Here is an 18,933-nt window from a genome sequence, read left to right on the forward strand (position 1 = left end):
CAAACTGCAATTTTTTATCATAGGCCAAAGTGTCACTTCTGCGCGGTTACATGTCAGTTTTGAACTATATGTTTTGAATGCGTCATGGGCAATATAAATATTAACAACTGTCGGGAGAAGACAAACAATCATGCAACAACGAAAACCTATCGATGCCACCTCTTTCTCACTTATGGTCATCTTTTGTATGATCATGGGAGGCCAGCAAGTCGCAATTAAAACCGTAAGTTCAGATATGGCCCCCATCGTCCAACTTGCCTTGCGCTCTTTGTTCGCAGCCGTTTTGATCCTGACGTACATGCGTTTTAAAAAAGAACGTTTTGTCTCTGAATCCGGCGCAATAAAATATGGAGTGCTTGCGGGAGTGTTTTTTGCATTAGAATTTTTCTTATTGGGAGAAGCACTAACCCGAACAACCGCTGCTCACGCCGTCGTGTTTTTATATAGCTCGCCGATTTTCACCGCTTTAATTCTTCATCTATTTATTCCATCAGAAAGGATGTCTTTGGTTCAGTGGGTGGGGATTCTGGTTGCTTTTTCCGGAATAGGTGTCGTTTTCTGGGTACCGAGTTCAACGATTACCGAAAGCACTTTCATCGGAGATATTCTTGCTTTCCTTGCTGCCTTAGCTTGGTCATTGACGACAGTGATTGTTCGAAGCACTTCACTCGCAAAAGTACCTGTGAAGCAAGTGGTCTTTTATCAGCTCATTGTTGGCTTCGTTCTATTAGCGGTGGCTGCTACCGTAACCCAACAGTGGCATTTCAATTCGACACCTATGGTGTGGGGTAACTTGTTGTTCCAATCGGTGGTCGTGTCATTTGTCGCCTTTTTAATGTGGTTTTGGCTACTAAGTCGCTATCAAGCATCACAAATTGGGATTCTCTCATTTATGACCCCTTTGTTTGGTGTGGTCTTTGGCTACATCTTGCTTGGAGAGCTGTTAGATAGACAATTCCTGATAGGATCGACATTAATTCTTTCTGGTATCTTTGTTGTCAATAGCACTAGCTGGGCATTAAGAAGAATTCATCATTTGCAACAAGCTAAAGGATGATACTTCTTCGAGAGTTCTAGGTAAGTTCGCTAGTATGCTTGAATTTATTTAGACAGTCGGAGAGTAATTAAGAGCTTTTCACAAATTCATAATAGATTTTCACAACTTTTTATCATTCCCATAGATAAACTTTAAGGGTGAAGTTTGGAATGGATAATCAACGGTTCTTAGCAATCTTTCTACAGAATTCTGGTAACACATTCTTTTTTTATTATTAACTATATTGTAGAAAACAGTGAAAAAAATACCCTACCCTAGCAGATTTATAATTTCAGTATGCCTTTGTTCTATAGTGACGTTTTCTAACATTTACTGGTTACAACCATTATTACCAGTATTACAGCAGGAGTTTCAGATAAGTTCATTATCAGCAAACCTAGCAATGTCAGCACCTCTGCTTGGTATGGGGTTAGGGTTACTTATTTTTGCTAGTTGGTCTGATTCTGTTGGTCGCTGTAAAATTTTACTTGGGGGAACCGCCATCGGGTTAGTCATTTCTTTGGCCTTACCTCTCATCCACAATTATCCACTGTTTTTATCTTTTCGTTTTCTACAGGGTATGTTTTTATCGGTATGCCCGGCATTAGCAGTGCCGTTACTAGGGGAAGAGTTAAGAAAAAGCTGGTTACCTAGTGCTGTTGGTTACTATGTTGCGTCCAATACTATTGGTGGAATAAGCAGTCGTTTACTGGGAGGCATAAGCTCTGAATACCTTAATGGTTGGGCTAATGCTGGTTACGTTATCGCTGGTATTAGTCTGATTCTCTTTGTCATTATTTATTTACTACTGCCTCCACAAAAGCATTTTAAAGCTCAGCCTTTCAAACTTAAGCATTGTATTAAAGCTTATGGTCAACATATGAAAAAACCTCAGTTAGTGATGCTCTATTTATTGATTGGCTTAGCATTCGGTACTTTTGTTAACCTCTCTAGCTATTTGATGATTGTTCTGGGTGATTTCCCGTACAACCTTCCAAGTGATATTCGTAGCTTGATGTTTTTAACATTGCTAGGTGGAACAACAAGTTCATTACTTGCCGGTAAGTTTGCAAAAAAACACAGTCAAATATCCGGCGTTGTAATGGGCATTAGTATTATGCTCGTGGCTAACTTTATAATGAGTTGGTCAAATATGTACACTATGATAGTTGGTATGATCATGGTATCGATTGGCTTCTTTTTCGTTCACGCTCAGGCCAGTACATTAATTGGGAAAAGTGTTACCAAAGCTAAAGGGAGTGCACAGGGTCTATACAGCCTCTTTTATTACTCTGGGGCCAGCCTGGGAGTTTTCTATCTCGAGCCTTTTTATCAGTACTGGGGATGGCAAGGTATATTAGGTGCAACAAGAGTAGCATTAGGTGCCTGCATTCTTCTTACAGTGCTTTATCAGTGGGTTGGTTCTTATTCAAACCACCGCTCACATGCGCTTTCATAAGGGCTTTGTGAGAGTTATACATTGAAGTCACTTCAGCGCTGGCAAAAACTAGAAACGGTAAGGTTAAAAAGAAAAGCTGAAAACGACTCAAGAGCAACGACGAATGCAGCTTTGTTTTGAGGGAATTAACTTAAACCACTACTTTATAGATCATGGTTACTTATGAATAAACGGTTTGATATCGATCGATATCAAACCGTCTAATACCACTCTAGTTCTGGAACCAAACAGTCTTGGTTTGCAGGTACTGGTCAAAAGCTTCTAGACCGTTGTCTCGTCCACCGAAGCCGGACTGCTTATAACCACCGAATGGGGTTGCGATATTACCTTCACTAAAACAGTTCACCGAAACAGTTCCTGCTTTCAACTGACGCGACACTCGGTGGGCACGGCGAATATCCGCAGTATATAGCGAGGCCGCCAATCCATATTGACTATCATTGGCCAATTGGATTGCCTCTTCCTCAGTATCAAAAGTAGTGACCGCAAGAATTGGGCCAAAGACTTCTTCTTGAAATAGTGCCATTTCTGGAGTGATGTTATCAAAAATGGTCGGTTCCACGAATATCCCTGCACCGATATCCGGTGTTCCACCACCATGTAACAGTGTTGCTCCTTCAGCAATAGATTGCGTCAAAAATCCCCGCACTTTTTCAAAGTGTGCCAGTTCAATCATAGGTCCAATTTTGACTTCTGGGTCTTTAGGGTCACCCAATTTCCAGCTATTTAAGCCAGCTTTAAGTTTACCGACAAACGCTTCTTTAATACTGCTATGAATCAGGAGACGCGAACCGCAACTACAGTTTTCACTCATGTTCCAGAAAGCTGCATTGAGCACGTCATCAATGATCTCATCCAGATTGTAAACATCAGGGAAAATGATCTGAGGACTCTTTCCACCGCACTCCAGCACAATCTCTTTAAGGTTACTTTGTGCCGAGTATTGCAGGAACAATCTCCCCACTTCCGTGCTACCGGTAAACGACACCACATCAACGTCGGGGTGCAGACCTAGCGGCTGGCCAACAGCTTCCCCTAGGCCCGTGACCAACGTCAATGTTCCTTCTGGTACACCAGCTTCATATGCCAATTGCACCATGCGATAAGCACTTAGACTTGTTTGTTCAGCTGGTTTCACAATTACTGCATTTCCTGCCGCCAGTGCAGGGGCTACTTTCCAAGCAAACATCTGCGCAGGAAAATTCCATGGTAACACAGCGCCAACGACACCAATGGGCTCTTTAACTATCAGACCCAATGTATCGCAATCTGTCGGTGCAATACGGCCAAAGACTTTGTCAATGGCTTCGGTGTACCAAGAGAATGTATGGATAGTCTCCGGAATATCTGTATTCAGGCACTCACTGATAGGTTTTCCGGCATCAACACAATCCAGTGCCGCAAGCTCTTCGCTATGCTCGGTCATCAGACCCACCCAGCGTTGCAGAATAGCCTTACGTTCGCCCAATGGCAGCGCAGACCATTCACCGGATTCAAAGCTAATACGGGCCGCAGCCACTGCAGCGTTGACCTCCTGCTCACTGCCCGCTTCGATCTTTCCTATATTTTGACCATCATACGGACTCTGGGTCGCAATTGTTGTACGAGTACCTGACAAGTTAGGCACTAAACATCCAGCAAATAACTCACCACACTCTGCAGCAGCATAGACCTGCTCTTTTGTTAATGGAAAACTAGTTAATGACATCCCTGAACTCCTATCGTAACGCTGCATCGAGCAGTTGAACGAAATCAGTTTGATCGTCATCGCTGATAGGCAACAAAGGTGGGCGGATTGCACCAACTTCCTGACCACGATGGATCAACGCAAGCTTAGCTTTTTGGTTATAATCGGCCGATTCCTGATTTTGAATAACCGGTAGTAGCTTGGACATTATGGTACGTAAAGTTTTGTAATCACCAATACGCGCACATTCCAGCATCTGAACGTGTGCTTCTGGTAGATAGTTTGCCGCACCTCCAATCCATGAACGTACACCCCAGAACAGGTAATCAGCCCCCTGATCATCAGAACCACAGACCACGGAGAAGTTCTCGAGGTTGGCATTGATCAGAGATAAAGCACGGGTGAAGTCTCCGCTGCTTTCTTTAATACCAACAATATATTCGTCTTGGCTGAGTTCAATTACAGTCTCAACTTCAATTTCGACACCGGAGCGCGCTGGGAAATTATACATGATGATTGGCAAGCCCACTTGCTGACTCACCGTCTGATAGTGTTTGATGATTTCACTTTGCTGCGGCAAGCAGTAAATTGGTGGAGCCAGCATCAGAGCTTGATAACCCAAAGCTTTAGCTTGCTCAGCCTTTTGTACAGAGCCTTTAGTATGTGTATCATTCACCCCAGCGATCAGAAGGGCGCGGTCCCCAACATGTTCGGCTATAAAGGAAAGTACTTCCATACGTTCCGTATCACTGAAGGTGTAGTATTCACCAGTGGTACCACACGCGACAATTCCAGCAACACCGGCCTCAATCTGCCAGTCCAGCAATTTCCCTAAAGCTTCAAAATTAACTTTGTTATCTTCAGTAAATGGGGTAACAACAGGTACAAAAATACCGTCGAGCTTCATAACTTTCTCCTTGATATGTTAGGTCGGTCTACTAGCCGACCTCAGTAAAATGATGTAATAAGTCAGTAAAGTTGTGTTGAATTTAAAACTTGTCTCAGTTAACCATTGCATCAGGATGCTGTTTCAGCATTGGTCGGTTCGTCAGCAGTATTTTCTGTCGCACCAGCTGTATCAGTTCGCCAAATCGCAATATTGGCGTACCCATAAAAAATAGATATTGCGAGTACCAGGAAGTGATACCAAAGGAATGGTAGGTAACTGAGTGTCGATACGCCTAAAGTCGTTGCCATGAATACTCCGCCGTCTGACCATGGCACCATGGGAGTGGTTACAGTCCCGCCTGCTTCGGTATTACGTGACAGTACGCGACGGTCTATGCCCTGCTGATCATAGTTTGTCTCTGTGATGGTACTAGCGGTAATAAGTGACACATACGCAGCTCCCCCAAAGAAATTTCCGAAGAATCCTCCCAACAAAGTCGATAATGTCAGACGGCCAGCATTATTTGCCCAGGTCAGGAATTTGTTACATATCACCTGGAGAACACCAATTTGCTCCATCAACCCTCCCAACCCAAGTGCAAATAAGATCAGTACGATAACTTCCAACATCGATACAATCCCGCCACGATTTAGCAGTGTATTCAGAAAGTCGACTTCAGAATGCATCGCATTGCCTATATACATCGTACGAACGGCGTCCAACGTTGGCATTCCCTGCGCAACAATGGCACAAACAACTCCTAATACAGCGCCAAAGGTAATTACCGGAATAGATGGCATCCGACGTGACAGCAATATGATTACCATCACGGCTGGCAGTAGTAGCCAAGGGGAAATTGTAAAGTGCTGATCCAGTGCCAACATCGCCGCCTCAGCTCGACTGGTGTCCACATTGCCATCAACATAAAAGAAGCCAACCAACAGGAAGAACGTAAAAGTGATCAAACACGCAGGCCCACTGACATATGTCATCGATTTTATATGATCGATTAAATCTACTTTACATAAAGAAGCGGTCATCACTGTCGTATCAGAAAGCGGTGACATTTTATCGCCTACGTAAGCACCACTAATCACAGCCCCGGCCACCAATGGCAAAGGAATCCCAAAGCTGTGACCAATGCCGATCATCGCGATCCCTGCAGTACCGACCGTGCCAAAGGAAGTACCAGTCGAAAGTGATGTCATTGCACAAATCACAAATGCCGCCGCCAGAAAGATATTCGGGCTCATAACATTCAACCCGTAATAAATGATACTGGGAACGACACCACCTGCTATCCACGAACCAATTAACGCCCCAACAGTGATCAGAACCAGTACGGCTTCCATACCGTTATGAATACCTTTGATCAATCCGGTCTGCATAGCATGGTAGGTTTGCCCAAGCCTAAGGCCGAGTCCTATAACCAAAAACCAGGTCGAAAACAACGCAAGCTGTATTGGTAGCGACAGGACATTGAGAAACAGGAACATGACGGCAATAAATCCCGCCATCAGACCCACTACCTCCATACTGGTCGGTAGTCGGATAACACTAGAGTTAGAACACATAACATTCTCCCTTTGTATGTTGTTTAGTGTTTACATAGGAAACTGCTGTTTCTTAACCTGTTTATATTTCTGGCGGCCAAGATTCAGGAGTTTTTATTGTGCTGTGATAAGCGTGTATTTAAGCCCTCACCCTGAAGGCTTATGCTTGTAAAACTGTCGGTTCAGCCACCAAAAAACCTACTTAATCGGTATGGGCTGAGATCCAAAGACGAAGACTTATTCATTGCTAGTTCCACGATTGACTGCGCGGTGACTGCCGCCTGTGTCAGGCCAAGATGATGATGCCCCAATGCCAGCATGACCTGTTGATTCGATCCCACCACATCAATGATAGGGAGTGAGTCTGGCAATGAAGGGCGAAAGCCCATCCAAGGAGTCGAGCCAGCCAGATCCAACGGGTGCTCAAACAAACTGTCCCCCAATTTAGCAAGACGATGAGCACGATCCATGTTGGCTGGACGCTCCAGCCCTGCAAACTCAACAGTTCCCGCAAGGCGCAGTCCTCCTGCCATTGGAGTCATAATAAAGCGACGCTCCGCCGAGGTAACGGCCACAGGAATACGGTTTGTTTCATTAGGTAGCATCAGGTGATAACCGCGCTCCGTATCGAGTGGAATATCCGTGTCGGTCAGTTGATAAACTAGAGATCGGCTGTGCGCGCCTGCGGCAACCAATACCTTCGGAAAAGTCACCGTTCCGATAGAAGTATGAAGTTCAACCCCTCCCTCGGTTACGCAACCGCCCTTTACATAAGCCTGTTTAAATTTAGCCCCGAGTTCCTTAGCTGAATTTACCAATGACTCCACTACCTTCAGAGGGTCAATTACGTGACTGGTTTCAGGAAACTCCAATGCCCCTAGTACTGATGACTTCAATCCTGGGATTCTCCGATGCACTACTTCCTTAGAAAGAAACGTCACCGCAACATCGTTTTGCTCTAGCTTCTTCGCAAACTGCTTTAATTCCTGACCAGTTTGCTCGTGTTCAAAAACCAGCAGCGAGCCCTGATGCAGCATCAAGTCCGTGGCATTAATGTCATTCAACAACGCTTTCCAAGCGTCTAGGCTGGTCTGGTTGAGCTGTTTCAGTCCGTTCTGGCTACGAGCCTGAGCCCCAGAGCGCATATTGCTAACTAATTGAAACATCCAGGGAAGCAGACGAGGCAGATACCGCCAGTCGATCCTGAGTGGGCCGACTGGGTCAAGTAACATACTTGGGATCTGCTTCAGAATTGTCGGATTGGCCAGCGGCATAATTTGTTCAGTCGCGATATGTCCAGCATTCCCGTAAGAGGCCCCGTGTCCAGGTGCCTCTTTATCTAGCACTAACACTTTTAACCCAGCCTGTTGAAGACGGTATGCGCAGGCACATCCGATGACACCAGCACCGACAATCGCAATATCGTGATCCATCTTTTCCATTTGTGATCTCATCCCATAAAATCTTCGTGATTGCATATTGTATAAAATATACAATATTCATGTGTTCATATTTCAGCCAGAACTTTGAGCCTTTTTTGTGAACAAGATCAAACCAGCAATAGATCACAAACAGTGGAAAACAAAAAATTACGTTTAATTTCAAGGAGATATATAATGCGTGAAGGAACTTTTTTTTGTATCGACGCACATACCTGTGGTAACCCAGTCCGCTTGGTGGCTGGTGGATACCCAAACCTAAACGGGAGAACCATGAGCGAAAAACGTCAGGATTTCCTAGAACATCATGACTGGATCCGTCGAGCGTTGATGTTTGAGCCGCGAGGCCATTCAATGATGTCTGGTTCGATTCTCTTCCCGCCCTGCAGCGAAAATGCCGACGCATCTATCTTGTTTATTGAAACCAGCGGATGTCTACCGATGTGTGGACATGGCACGATCGGCACCGTCACCAGTGCGATCGAGCATGGAATCATTCAACCTAAAACTCCAGGTACCTTGATCCTCGACGTGCCAGCTGGACAAATCAGAATTGAGTACCAGAAAAACGGTGATAGAGTTGAAAACGTGCGGATCTTCAATATCGCGAGTTATCTCGCCCATCGAGACGTATCCATTGAAGTAGAAGGACTGGGTGAGCTAACGGTTGATGTTTCATACGGCGGCAACTACTACACAATTATTGAGCCGCAGAAAAATTTTGCAGGTCTTGAACACTTCAGTGCAGATCAGGTTCTGCACTACTCCCCCAAAGTACGTGATGCCATTAATCAAGTCGTAGATTGTGTTCACCCAGATGACCCTACTGTACGCGGTGCCAGCCACGTTTTATGGACCGGTGCACCGACTCAGCAAGGCGCTCACGCCCGCAATGCAGTATTTTACGGTGATCGCGCAATTGACCGTTCACCTTGTGGTACGGGAACTAGCGCTCGAATGGCGCAATGGGTCGCACGTGGACGTCTCAGTGTCGGAGAGGAGTTCGTGCATGAGAGCATAATTGGCAGCCTGTTTAAAGGTCGGGTAGAATCCCTTACTAAAGTAGGCAATTACGATGCCATCATGCCAAGCATTCAAGGTTGGGCAAAAGTGACAGGCCATAACACCATTTGGGTCGACAGCGAAGATCCCTATGCATACGGCTTTGAAGTAAAGTAAAATAAACCGGCCGCTATATAGCATAGCGGCCGGTCTGAATAATAAAAGGAGTTACCTTGCAGCCAAAAACACGTACCCAATATGTTGCTGATGCTATTCGGGGCAAGATCCTTCGAGGTGAAATTAAAGGGGGTGACCCCCTTCCTCAGGACGCACTGGCAAAAGAATTTGATGTAAGCCGTATTCCTGTACGTGAAGCCCTACTTACTCTGGAATCTGAAGGCCTTCTTGAGTTTCGAGCCCACAAGGGAGCTTTCGCGACAGAGTTGTCGGTAAACAAGATTCGCGAACTGTTTGAACTTCGGGTGCTACTGGAATGCCATATACTCGCTCACGCGATCCCTCATATGACTGAAGCAGATCTCGACGCTGCTGCGGCGATCCTTCATGAGTATGAAGAGATCTTAAATACCGGAAGCAGAGTCGATCACTGGAGCAACTATAATTTGGCGTTCCATAAAGCTCTGTACGCCCCAGCAAACCGCCCGGAAACCCTACAGTTTATAACCCAACTCAATACCCAATCTGACCGTTATATCAGGATACAGCTACTGCACACCGCCGGTATCGCTAAAGCTGAATCAGAACACCGTGACTTGCTGAACTTGTGCCGTACACACAATATTCCAGCCGCCTGCGATCTACTCAAGCGCCATATTGAAGTATCTGCCGAGGACATCATCGGTTTACTGTCTAAGCAAAAAAGCCCTGATAATTAACCCTGCAGGTTAGCTATATTAGCAATATCGCTCAAGTCACCGCCTTAAACGGTGGTGATTAGAAGTGGAGCTGTCTCTCAAATAGCTGCTTATACCAGAAATTATTATCTTACTGCCTACAAGTAAGAAGAAATTCACAACATGGACGACTACTGACTTTCTTGTATTTCAAAGTTATTGATTGGTAACAGTGTAAAGCCAAAGGACAGCGAAGCAGATAAGGATCATTGTAATTGCATACTGCCAATTTAGTTTTAATAATGCTCTAGCTCTGATGTCATAACGGGATTGGATACTAATTTGCACACCCGAAAATGGTGATAATCCAATCCCTAGCGACCATCCCATTAGCATAGCTAACCCCAACAAATTTGGATCACTTACGTGTGTCGCAAGGATACTCCCTGCTAATGTCACCCCAGTCACGGGGTGCATCCCCGTCATAGCGAGTACCACCAACACAATAACTGTAAAGCCCGCTTCAAGGTAACCGAAATGTTGTGGTGCAAGGTTCAGATTTAAAGAACTCAGTAACGCGGCAATTCCCGAGGCAAGCATGGCCGCTGCAGCAAAAAGGACTATTTCGTTTTTCGAATTACTAATTCCACTTTTAATATGCTGAACCAGCTCAAAGCGAGCCTGATTTATTCCTGTTCTGAAACATAAAAATAAAGCCGTAAACATTACGGTTGTGGTTGAAACCAAGGTGAGTACATTGATTGATGGGTAGAACTCATGAAAAGTAATAACTACGATCGCTAAGGTACAAGGTAGCCACAATGAATTCACAGCCATTGGGAAACCATGCAAAGATTTTGATTGAGGTCGCTTATAGAGCTCCCAAGTAGTGATGCTTATAGCAGCAATAGTTAGTGGAATACCATATATAATCAGGGTTGTCAGTTGGGCTCCAGGAGCAACAGTTAAAGTCAGTCCCATGGCTGCAAAAAAAGGAGACCAAAAAGCACAAATACAAAATGCTCGCAGTAAAATTAACCCTTGCATAGGAGCGACTTGTCCCTGTCGCGCTAATCGGTCACCGACAATGATAACTGATGACATATTTAGCACTGAACCGAATAAATGGGTTCCAACTAAAGTTCTGAATAAGGCGAATCTTCCGGTCGGCAACGGTCTCACATCAGCGCTTCTATCCGTTAATACCTTTAAAAAGCCTACAGCAACAAGCAAATTAATAACTTTTTGGTTAGCTTCTAAAGCGATAAGTATATATTGGAGTGATGCGTTGTGGAACAAAGCGAAAATCAAGGAAAACAACCCCATTAGAAAGAGTACTATCACCTGATTTCGTTGATGTTTTTTTATATTCGGCAATAAGAAAAAAGCAGCAATCCATATTGGAATACCCGCCCAAAATGAAGAGATTGTTTGAGTAAATGAAGAGATTAATGAGAGTACGAAACTGATCATTAACAGCCAGCCACAACTCTTATTTGTTGATATTTTCATGAGTGAATTTATGAAGTGGTAGTAAGATTAAAGCCCTCTCTTAATTAAAGAGAGGGCTTTAGAGTATTAACGAGTAACAGGAGAGCCAAAATCGGTGTTACCTTCCAATTTTAGAACAGCTTCTCCATTGTCTTTCCACTGTTTACGTTCTTCATCGGTAGCTTTCGGAACAAATTTGCCCATAGCAGCGTAGATAATACCGAGTAAAGGTGATACCCAACATGCAACAGCACATACAATGTAGAGTAAGTTTTCGGTATGACCAGCTGCGATACCTAAACCTAAAGCATGAATGACAAATGCACCACCAGCATTCCAAGGAATAAGCGGAGACATTAATGTGCCACCTTCTTCAACTGAACGTGATAAACATAGTGTCGAATATCCCATGCCTCTATATGCCTGACCATACATACGACCAGGTAGAGCAATAGATAAATAAGGGTCACCCGCCACTAAGTTGGTACCGAGAGCAGTACACGTTGACGCAACTTGTAAACCAAAAATTGAACGAACTCTGCTTAGAATAGTCAGGACAATCGTTTCTAAACAACGTGTTTTTTCTAATACACCACCTAAGCCCAAAGTAATCAGTACCAGTGTCAATACCCATGTCATCGATTGAATACCGCCACGATTAAGCAGTGCATCGGCATTACTATTACCTGTATCTACGCTAAATCCGCTTTGTAGATAAGTCAGGGCATCATGGAAACTTGCTCCTTGCACAAAGATTGCGATAAGCATACTTAGCAAAACGGATAGCATAAGCGTAGGAATTGCCGGCATTTTCTTAAGTGCGAGAACTAGAACAACGACAACGGGTAGTAACACCAACGGGCTGAAGTTAAAATGATTTTCTAATGCGTCACTGAGAGCATTAATTTTCACCAGATCAACATTTTGAACATCAATAACATTGAAACCAACAAAAAGATAGACAGATAGCGCAATGATCATCGACGGGACTGTTGTTGGTATCATATTGCGAATATGATCAAAAAGATTCGTACCTGTCACTGCAGGTGCTAAATTAGTCGTGTCTGATAGTGGGGACATTTTGTCACCAAAGAAAGCACCAGAAATGACAGCTCCCGCAGTCCAATACATAGGGATACCAAAACCATCCCCTACTCCCATCAGTGCAAGCCCGACAGTGCCGACAGTAGTCCAGGAAGTGCCTAATGATAGAGAAATCACTGAGCAGAGAATCATTGCAGCAGCTAAAAAGGTTTGTGGTGTCAACACCTTAAATCCGTAGTAAATCATCATAGGTACCGTGCCACTAGCGATCCAAATACCAATGATCATACCGATGATTAATAGAATTGATGTTGCAGGGGTTGCCACTTTGATAACGTGGAAAAGCCCATGTTCAAGATGTTTCCAGCGATATCCTCTGAACCAAGCAACCGTACAGGTAAACACCAAACCGATGGCAAGTGGTGTATGTGGGGTAAAATCATCAAAATGAAATAACTGAATGGCTAATAGTCCAATCGTAAATAGGATTGGTAAAATAGCGAGGAATAAACTGGGGCGCTCTATCGACGCTCCCTTTGTATCTTTACTCTTAGTAGACATAATGCCTCCTTGCAATATATGCTGTTATCTTCTTTTAGAGAATCTGTTCAAACAGATGGAACGCATTAGAACCAAACTGATAGTAAGAGTCCTTTACATTGCGCAATGGTACTGGCTGACATTTTGATACTGGTACAGGAAGTGCCTTAGGGTCGTCTTCAAGCATATATTGAGCAAGGACTTTACCCATCAAAGTGCCAGGTGCAATGCCTCGGCCGCTATAGCCTAAGCATGTGATGAGGTTCGGAGCAAGTTCATGAATGTGTGGAATATGATCGTCCGAGTAAGCGATATTGCCTACCCATCCAAATTCCCAGAAATCAGAGCTATTCATAGATTTAGCCAATGACGGGAACATTTTACGCAATTCGCTTCGGCCCCAATGTTCGAGAAACCTTGATCCTTTCTCTGGTAACTTACCAACACTTCCCAGAATGACTCGGCCGGCTTCGTCCCTGCGAATTGAAGTCATTACTAGCTTCGTATCCCAACATCCTTGTTTCTCGGGAAGGATGTTTTCTAGTAAGTCAGGTGAAAGTGGTTTGGTGGCAAGCTGGAAGAAATTAACTGGGATGAAGCTGTTTTTTAATCCTGGCCATAAGTCACCTGTGTAACCGTTTGTAGCGAGAATTACTTTTTCCGCAGTTACTGAGCCATGAGAGCATTGAGCTTCCCACTCACCATTCGCTTTTGGTGACAGACTGTTCACTGAGCTTTGAGTGAAAATTTTAACGCCGGCACTTTGAGCGGCTTTAGCCAAACCACGAGCATAACTCAGTGGTTGTATGGTCCCCGCATCCGGGTGAAAAATAGCACCGTGATAGCTTTGAATTCCACTCCGTTTAATACATTCATCTTTTGAAATTAGCTCGACTCGTTCACCTCTTTTTGTCAGCATGTCTGCTCGACTTTGTAAGCTCTTAAAGCCAAGTCTAGAGCTAGCCATATGGAAAGTACCATTACGGGTAGCTTCACAATTGATTTGATGTTTTTTGATTAAGGAAAAAACGTATTCAGGTCCCTCAACAAGGGTGTTAAATAATTGCAACCCTTTATCTTTACCAATACAAGATTCAACTTTGTCAGGGTTTAACCATAGACTCGCGTTTACATAGCCAACATTACGACCTGAGCCACCAAAACCAATGTCTGTAGCTTCCAGAACAATGACACTTTTTCCCTGTTCAGCTAGGTGCAGAGCACTGGAAAGCCCTGTGTACCCACCACCAATAATTAAGTATTCAGCCTGAAGTGACTGAGAAAGCTGAGTTGTTAACGGCGGCGTATCAGCAGTGTTTGCCCATAATGAATTTGGCAAAAGGTGATCACTTGTGATCGCATGATCGTTAGATAAAATTCGATTGCTAATAGTCACGCTATTCCCTCCCTGGGGTGAATCCATTTTAGTTTTTTGTTAATGCACTCAGATTGGCAGAAAATAAAACGGAAGTCTCAAATAGGTCGTAACAGTATGTTTTGTACATGTAACACCATTAGGGCTTGAAATGACCTTTCTAATATTCTGGTTTTTATAAATAAAACAGAATTATCGCCCACCCTGAATGACGTGATAATAGAAGGCTCAATTTGTGATGCACTAAAGTAGCGCATTTGTTAAATAAAGGTTAGAGCACCGAAATATCTAACATCTCACTGAACCATGACCATTAAAAAAGTTGATATTCACGTATGCGTGCATTGCTTGAACCATTTCGGTGAATGCTGAAAAACAGGATGTTAACTCCGAGTAAATTCCTCTCAAAGATTTAACTAACTGTATGATTATGTAAACCAAGCATCTATTTTTGTATATTAGTAACAACTAAATGTGAAATTATGTAAACAAGAGCAGTAACAACTTACAAACATCTTTGGGCTTGGTAATACTTGAGATATAAATAGAGTTACTAAAAAGAGCGTATTCACAAAAGAACGACGCTAGGAACGTGTCTTGCATCGCTTAGCAGACTCAATCACAGGACTTTCCGATGAACAGTTTTGACTTGCACCATGGCAGCATATTAGTTGTTGATGATTCTGATGTAACCAGAGAAACATTAGTTAGCTATTTTAAAGAGGAAGGATACAAGGTCTTTTCGAGCGAGACAGCGGAGGAGGCTGAACTGATTCTACTTGATAATGATATCGATCTTGTCCTGCTTGATATACGTTTACCAGGTAAAGACGGCTTAACCCTGACTCGAGAACTTAGAGTAAAATCAGAAATTGGGATTATATTAGTGACAGGTCGTCTTGATGAAATCGATAGAATAATCGGGCTTGAATGCGGAGCGGATGAATACGTCACAAAACCATTTAATCCTAGAGAGATTCTCGCCCGTTCGAAAAACTTAGTGCGAAGAGTTAAAAAGTTAAGAACTCAAGAGGAAGAAGAATCAACGGTAAACTCCTCATTGCTTCCCGTTGGAAATTGCTCGCTGGATCAACATCGTCGTATTCTGACAAAAGCTGACGGGGAGGTAGTTCAGCTCACTGAAGGAGAATTTCAACTGCTTATTACTTTGGTCGAGCATGCAGGAAAACCGATGTCGCGAGATCAATTACTGGAACGATTACGTAATCGCTCATGGACTGCGACAGATCGTACCATAGATGTTTTAATTGGTCGCATTCGCAAAAAAATCGAAGATGATATATGCCAACCTAAATGGTTAATTACAGTACACGGCGTGGGTTACCTTTTCACTCCTCATTGAGCAAACCACATATGATGCGAATAGGAATACTCTGTTATTTACTGCTAATTCCCCTTTCTTTTCCGGTTTATAGTGCCCAACTGGATACACAACGTACTTATCGCGCGTGCGGTCACCCAGCCTATCCGCCTATAAGTTGGGTTTCAAATCAAACTGTAACTGGTGTTGGCCCTTATCTAATTGGAAAAACGCTGTCTCACTTTGATATCAAGATCTCCTTTCATCAAGAGTCAAATTGGGAACGTTGTTTAAAAGAATTAGAGAAAGGTAATATAGATGTGGCTGTCGCGCTATATAAAACTAAAAATCGGGAGCGTTATTACGATTACTTTTCATCTCCAATAGTAAAAGAAGAAATCATGTTGTTTTACAACACCCAGTTTCCGCAGCAATTTAATAGCTTTGACGACTTAAAAAATAAGAAAATTGGCATTTTATTTGGTGATTCATATGGTGACCAAATGGATAAATGGCTTAGCGAAAATATGAAAATAGAAAATGTTTCTAACGATATTCAAAATTTTGGCAAACTTCTCAGAGGTCGCATTGATTTCATGCCATTAGGTAGATATGGCGGAACACTTCAAAACAAAAAGTTAGGACATAGTGATACTATAAAAGTTCTTGATAGACCACTTGCTACAGACTATTGGTACATGGCCATTTCAAAAAAATCACCACTAGCAGAGCATATGAAGGAACTTGATCAAGAATTAACTCGAGTCAGAAGCAACATTGATATTGGTGAACTCATGGCAACATACAGTCGTCAATATATTTCTCAACCTCGGTAAGGTGCTTCCTACCATGTCAAAAATCAGCTCACTAATGGAATCAATATTGCAAAAAAAGCGCTTAAATGAGCATCGTTTAGCCTATCGCATACTCGTTTTATTTCTGCTAATTAGCGCACTTTTAGTGGTCATTTCAACATCTTTACGAGTATTTTCTGACTACAGAGCTGAGCAGAACAATATCATCACTCGCTTGAAGCTTATCGAGTCGTCTCAAATAGACGGTATTACCAAAAGTCTATGGAATTTGGATAAAGAACAGGTACGTCTTCAGCTTCAGGGCATTATGAATTTTCCTGATATACAGGCAGTCGTATTAGACTCCGTTGATTGGCGCGGAGAGATTAGTTTTGGTCACGTTCCGGCTAATGCAAAGGCATCTGCTGGATTAACCTTGTTTCCTATTTACTACAAAGAACGAGGGGCGCAGCCTCGACAGCTTGGAACTCTGAAGGTTTATCAGGACTTAGAAGCAGTTAAAGTAAGATTGTTTCATGAAGCGATATGGAGCCTCGCCATTCAGGCTTTCTTAATTATAGCCATTGGCTTAGTTCTACTGGTTATTGTACATATCAATATTACAAGACACTTAGAACGTATGGCCGTCTTTGCTCAGGAAATAGGTAAAGGTAATTTATCCAAACCTTTAAAACTCAGTCGAAGTAATCACCTTCATCACACGGATGAATTAGATGAAGTCGCAAATTCAATTAATGACATGCGACTAGCCATCATTAAAGATATTCAGCGTCGGGAGCAGGAAGAACAAGAGCTTCGTTATAGTCGGGATCAGCTTCAGGAGCAAGTTGAGCGCAGAACTCGGAATTTATTGGAAGCAAAAGAAGCAGCAGAAAGTGCAAGCCAGGCTAAGAGTAAGTTTCTCGCAACAATGAGTCATGAGATACGGACACCGTTAAACGGCATATTAGGTATGGTACAACTCATGTCCCAATCGCCAATGTCCGAAGAGCAAAAACATCAGCTAGAAACTATTTATTACTCAGGAGACGCGCTTTTAGAAATATTAAATGGTTTGCTCGATTACGCCCGGTTAGAAGAAGGGGCATATATACTTGAGCAGCAACCTTTCTCCCTGAATCACCTTATTCAGACCAGTTGTCATTTGTTCTCAGCAAGGGCTTCGGAAAAAGGGCTGAATCTGTCCTATAAAGAAGACGATTCTGTTACTGATGCATATATCGGAGCGGTCGGTGCACTTCGCCAAGTTCTCACTAACCTCATTTCGAATGCTGTAAAATTTACTGGCCATGGTTCAATTGAGGTCAAAGCAAAACTTATTGCCCCACCTGACTCTTCAACTGAACAGCAGATAATAACTGAGCAATGGCTACATATTTCAGTGACTGACAGTGGGATTGGTATATCCCGAGATGACTGCGCCAAGATATTTGAACGGTTCAGCCAGGCAGATGATAGTATCGCAAGAAAATTCGGCGGGACTGGCTTAGGTTTGTCAATATCACAAAAACTGATTGAGAACATGGGTGGCGAAATCGGTGTCGAAAGTCAGTTAGGCAATGGCAGCTGCTTTTGGTTTACCGTACCATTGAAAATTGCTCATGGGCAGCCTGAAAAATTAACTTTTACTACAACCGCGTCCCTAGAACAGAGGCTAAGTATTTTACTGGTAGAGGACATGCCAATTAATCAGGAAGTGACAAAGTCGCTGTTAGCGCGTGATGGCCATCAAGTCACAATCGCGTCAGATGGTTTTCAAGCACTTAGCATACTCAGTCAGCAAGCATTCGATGTGGTATTACTGGATGTCCAACTTCCCGGAATGAGTGGTATTGAAGTTGCCCGGGAACTAAAAATAAGCGGTGGTCTAAACGACAATACCCCTCTTATTGCATTAACGGCTAACGTCCAGCCAGCAAACATCATTGAGTATCATAATGTCGGCATTTCCTCAGTTGTCTCAAAACCAGTGAAGATTGATAAACTTTATCAGGCCATCGCGGAAGCGGTTAATTGTGAAATAGACGAAACATCGGCCCAAAGCACTTCGATGATTGACGAGGCTATATTTAACAGCCATGTCAAGCTTTTGGGCCAGGACAGAGTCAATAACCTCTGTACTATCTTTGCAAAAAGCATCACTAAAATAATCCCGAAAATTTCACAAGGAATTCAAAGTCGCGATTATTACGAAGTAAATCAACAAGCTCACAGGTTGGCGGCTGATGCCGAATCGATTGGAGCAACTCAGTTTGCTAAAGCGTTAAGGGCAATTGAATCATTAGCGGATAGTCGAGGCGATTGGCCGACGCTAGACACTAAATTTGAAGAGATTGAAAGTCTGGCTAAGCTGACGGTAGAGGAATTGGGAATAAACGTTTAGTTTTCATACACACAAAAGCCCTTAGTTATCAAGGGCCTTTGTTTG

General features: G+C 43.3%; 14 protein-coding genes. 7 read left to right on the forward strand and 7 right to left on the reverse strand.

Annotation, left to right across the window (positions count from 1 at the left end; translation table 11 throughout):
• The first annotated feature begins 130 nt into the window (after positions 1-130).
• The gene (locus VER99_RS15235) at positions 131-1,057 is read left to right on the forward strand and encodes a DMT family transporter (RefSeq protein WP_020333884.1); all 927 of its coding nucleotides are present in this window, start codon (positions 131-133) and stop codon (positions 1,055-1,057) included.
• 235 nt (positions 1,058-1,292) lie between these two features.
• Entirely contained in the window at positions 1,293-2,495 is a 1,203-nt protein-coding gene (locus tag VER99_RS15240) for an MFS transporter (RefSeq protein ID WP_024372949.1), read from the forward strand.
• A gap of 211 nt (positions 2,496-2,706) precedes the next feature.
• Here the strand turns inward: VER99_RS15240 and VER99_RS15245 are convergent, their stop codons facing one another.
• From VER99_RS15245 to VER99_RS15260, 4 genes are all read right to left on the reverse strand, one after another.
• Complete coding sequence (locus VER99_RS15245; RefSeq protein WP_020333882.1) at positions 2,707-4,203, reverse strand: aldehyde dehydrogenase; 1,497 nt, start codon at positions 4,201-4,203, stop codon at positions 2,707-2,709.
• 10 nt (positions 4,204-4,213) lie between these two features.
• Positions 4,214-5,089: a 4-hydroxy-tetrahydrodipicolinate synthase gene (dapA, locus tag VER99_RS15250; protein ID WP_020333881.1), complete on the reverse strand. Its 876-nt coding sequence runs from the start codon at positions 5,087-5,089 to the stop codon at positions 4,214-4,216.
• 110 nt (positions 5,090-5,199) lie between these two features.
• Positions 5,200-6,645: a Na+/H+ antiporter NhaC gene (gene nhaC, locus VER99_RS15255; RefSeq protein WP_020333880.1), complete on the reverse strand. Its 1,446-nt coding sequence runs from the start codon at positions 6,643-6,645 to the stop codon at positions 5,200-5,202.
• Between the two features lie 161 nt (positions 6,646-6,806).
• Positions 6,807-8,066, reverse strand: coding sequence for an NAD(P)/FAD-dependent oxidoreductase (locus VER99_RS15260; protein WP_152490551.1), 1,260 nt, complete (start codon positions 8,064-8,066; stop codon positions 6,807-6,809).
• 174 nt (positions 8,067-8,240) lie between these two features.
• On the opposite strand from VER99_RS15260, the gene VER99_RS15265 reads away from it, so the two are divergent.
• A complete protein-coding gene (locus VER99_RS15265; protein ID WP_020333877.1) occupies positions 8,241-9,242 on the forward strand; it encodes a 4-hydroxyproline epimerase in 1,002 nt (333 codons plus the stop codon).
• A 56-nt stretch (positions 9,243-9,298) separates the two neighbouring features.
• Positions 9,299-9,961 (forward strand): GntR family transcriptional regulator, encoded by a 663-nt coding sequence (locus VER99_RS15270; RefSeq protein ID WP_024372951.1) that lies wholly within the window; start codon positions 9,299-9,301, stop codon positions 9,959-9,961.
• A 174-nt stretch (positions 9,962-10,135) separates the two neighbouring features.
• On the opposite strand, the gene VER99_RS15275 is transcribed toward VER99_RS15270, so the two are convergent.
• From VER99_RS15275 to VER99_RS15285, 3 genes are all read right to left on the reverse strand, one after another.
• A complete protein-coding gene (locus VER99_RS15275; protein WP_024372952.1) occupies positions 10,136-11,431 on the reverse strand; it encodes a hypothetical protein in 1,296 nt (431 codons plus the stop codon).
• Positions 11,432-11,497: 66 nt separating this feature from the next.
• Positions 11,498-13,015, reverse strand: coding sequence for a Na+/H+ antiporter NhaC (gene nhaC / locus VER99_RS15280; RefSeq protein WP_020333874.1), 1,518 nt, complete (start codon positions 13,013-13,015; stop codon positions 11,498-11,500).
• Between the two features lie 34 nt (positions 13,016-13,049).
• The gene (locus VER99_RS15285) at positions 13,050-14,390 is read right to left on the reverse strand and encodes an NAD(P)/FAD-dependent oxidoreductase (RefSeq protein WP_020333873.1); all 1,341 of its coding nucleotides are present in this window, start codon (positions 14,388-14,390) and stop codon (positions 13,050-13,052) included.
• A 613-nt stretch (positions 14,391-15,003) separates the two neighbouring features.
• Here VER99_RS15285 and VER99_RS15290 point away from each other — a divergent pair.
• Genes VER99_RS15290 through VER99_RS15300 form a run of 3 tightly spaced genes read left to right on the forward strand, consistent with a single transcriptional unit; the run spans position 15,004 to position 18,888 of the window.
• On the forward strand, positions 15,004-15,732 hold the full coding sequence (locus VER99_RS15290) for a response regulator (RefSeq protein WP_020333872.1): 729 nt from the start codon (positions 15,004-15,006) through the stop codon (positions 15,730-15,732).
• Between the two features lie 11 nt (positions 15,733-15,743).
• On the forward strand, positions 15,744-16,526 hold the full coding sequence (locus VER99_RS15295; protein WP_020333871.1) for a substrate-binding periplasmic protein: 783 nt from the start codon (positions 15,744-15,746) through the stop codon (positions 16,524-16,526).
• A 13-nt stretch (positions 16,527-16,539) separates the two neighbouring features.
• Positions 16,540-18,888, forward strand: coding sequence for an ATP-binding protein (locus VER99_RS15300; protein ID WP_020333870.1), 2,349 nt, complete (start codon positions 16,540-16,542; stop codon positions 18,886-18,888).
• Positions 18,889-18,933 lie beyond the last annotated feature (45 nt).

Source organism: Vibrio natriegens NBRC 15636 = ATCC 14048 = DSM 759 (assembly GCF_035621455.1).
Taxonomy (GTDB): domain Bacteria; phylum Pseudomonadota; class Gammaproteobacteria; order Enterobacterales; family Vibrionaceae; genus Vibrio; species Vibrio natriegens.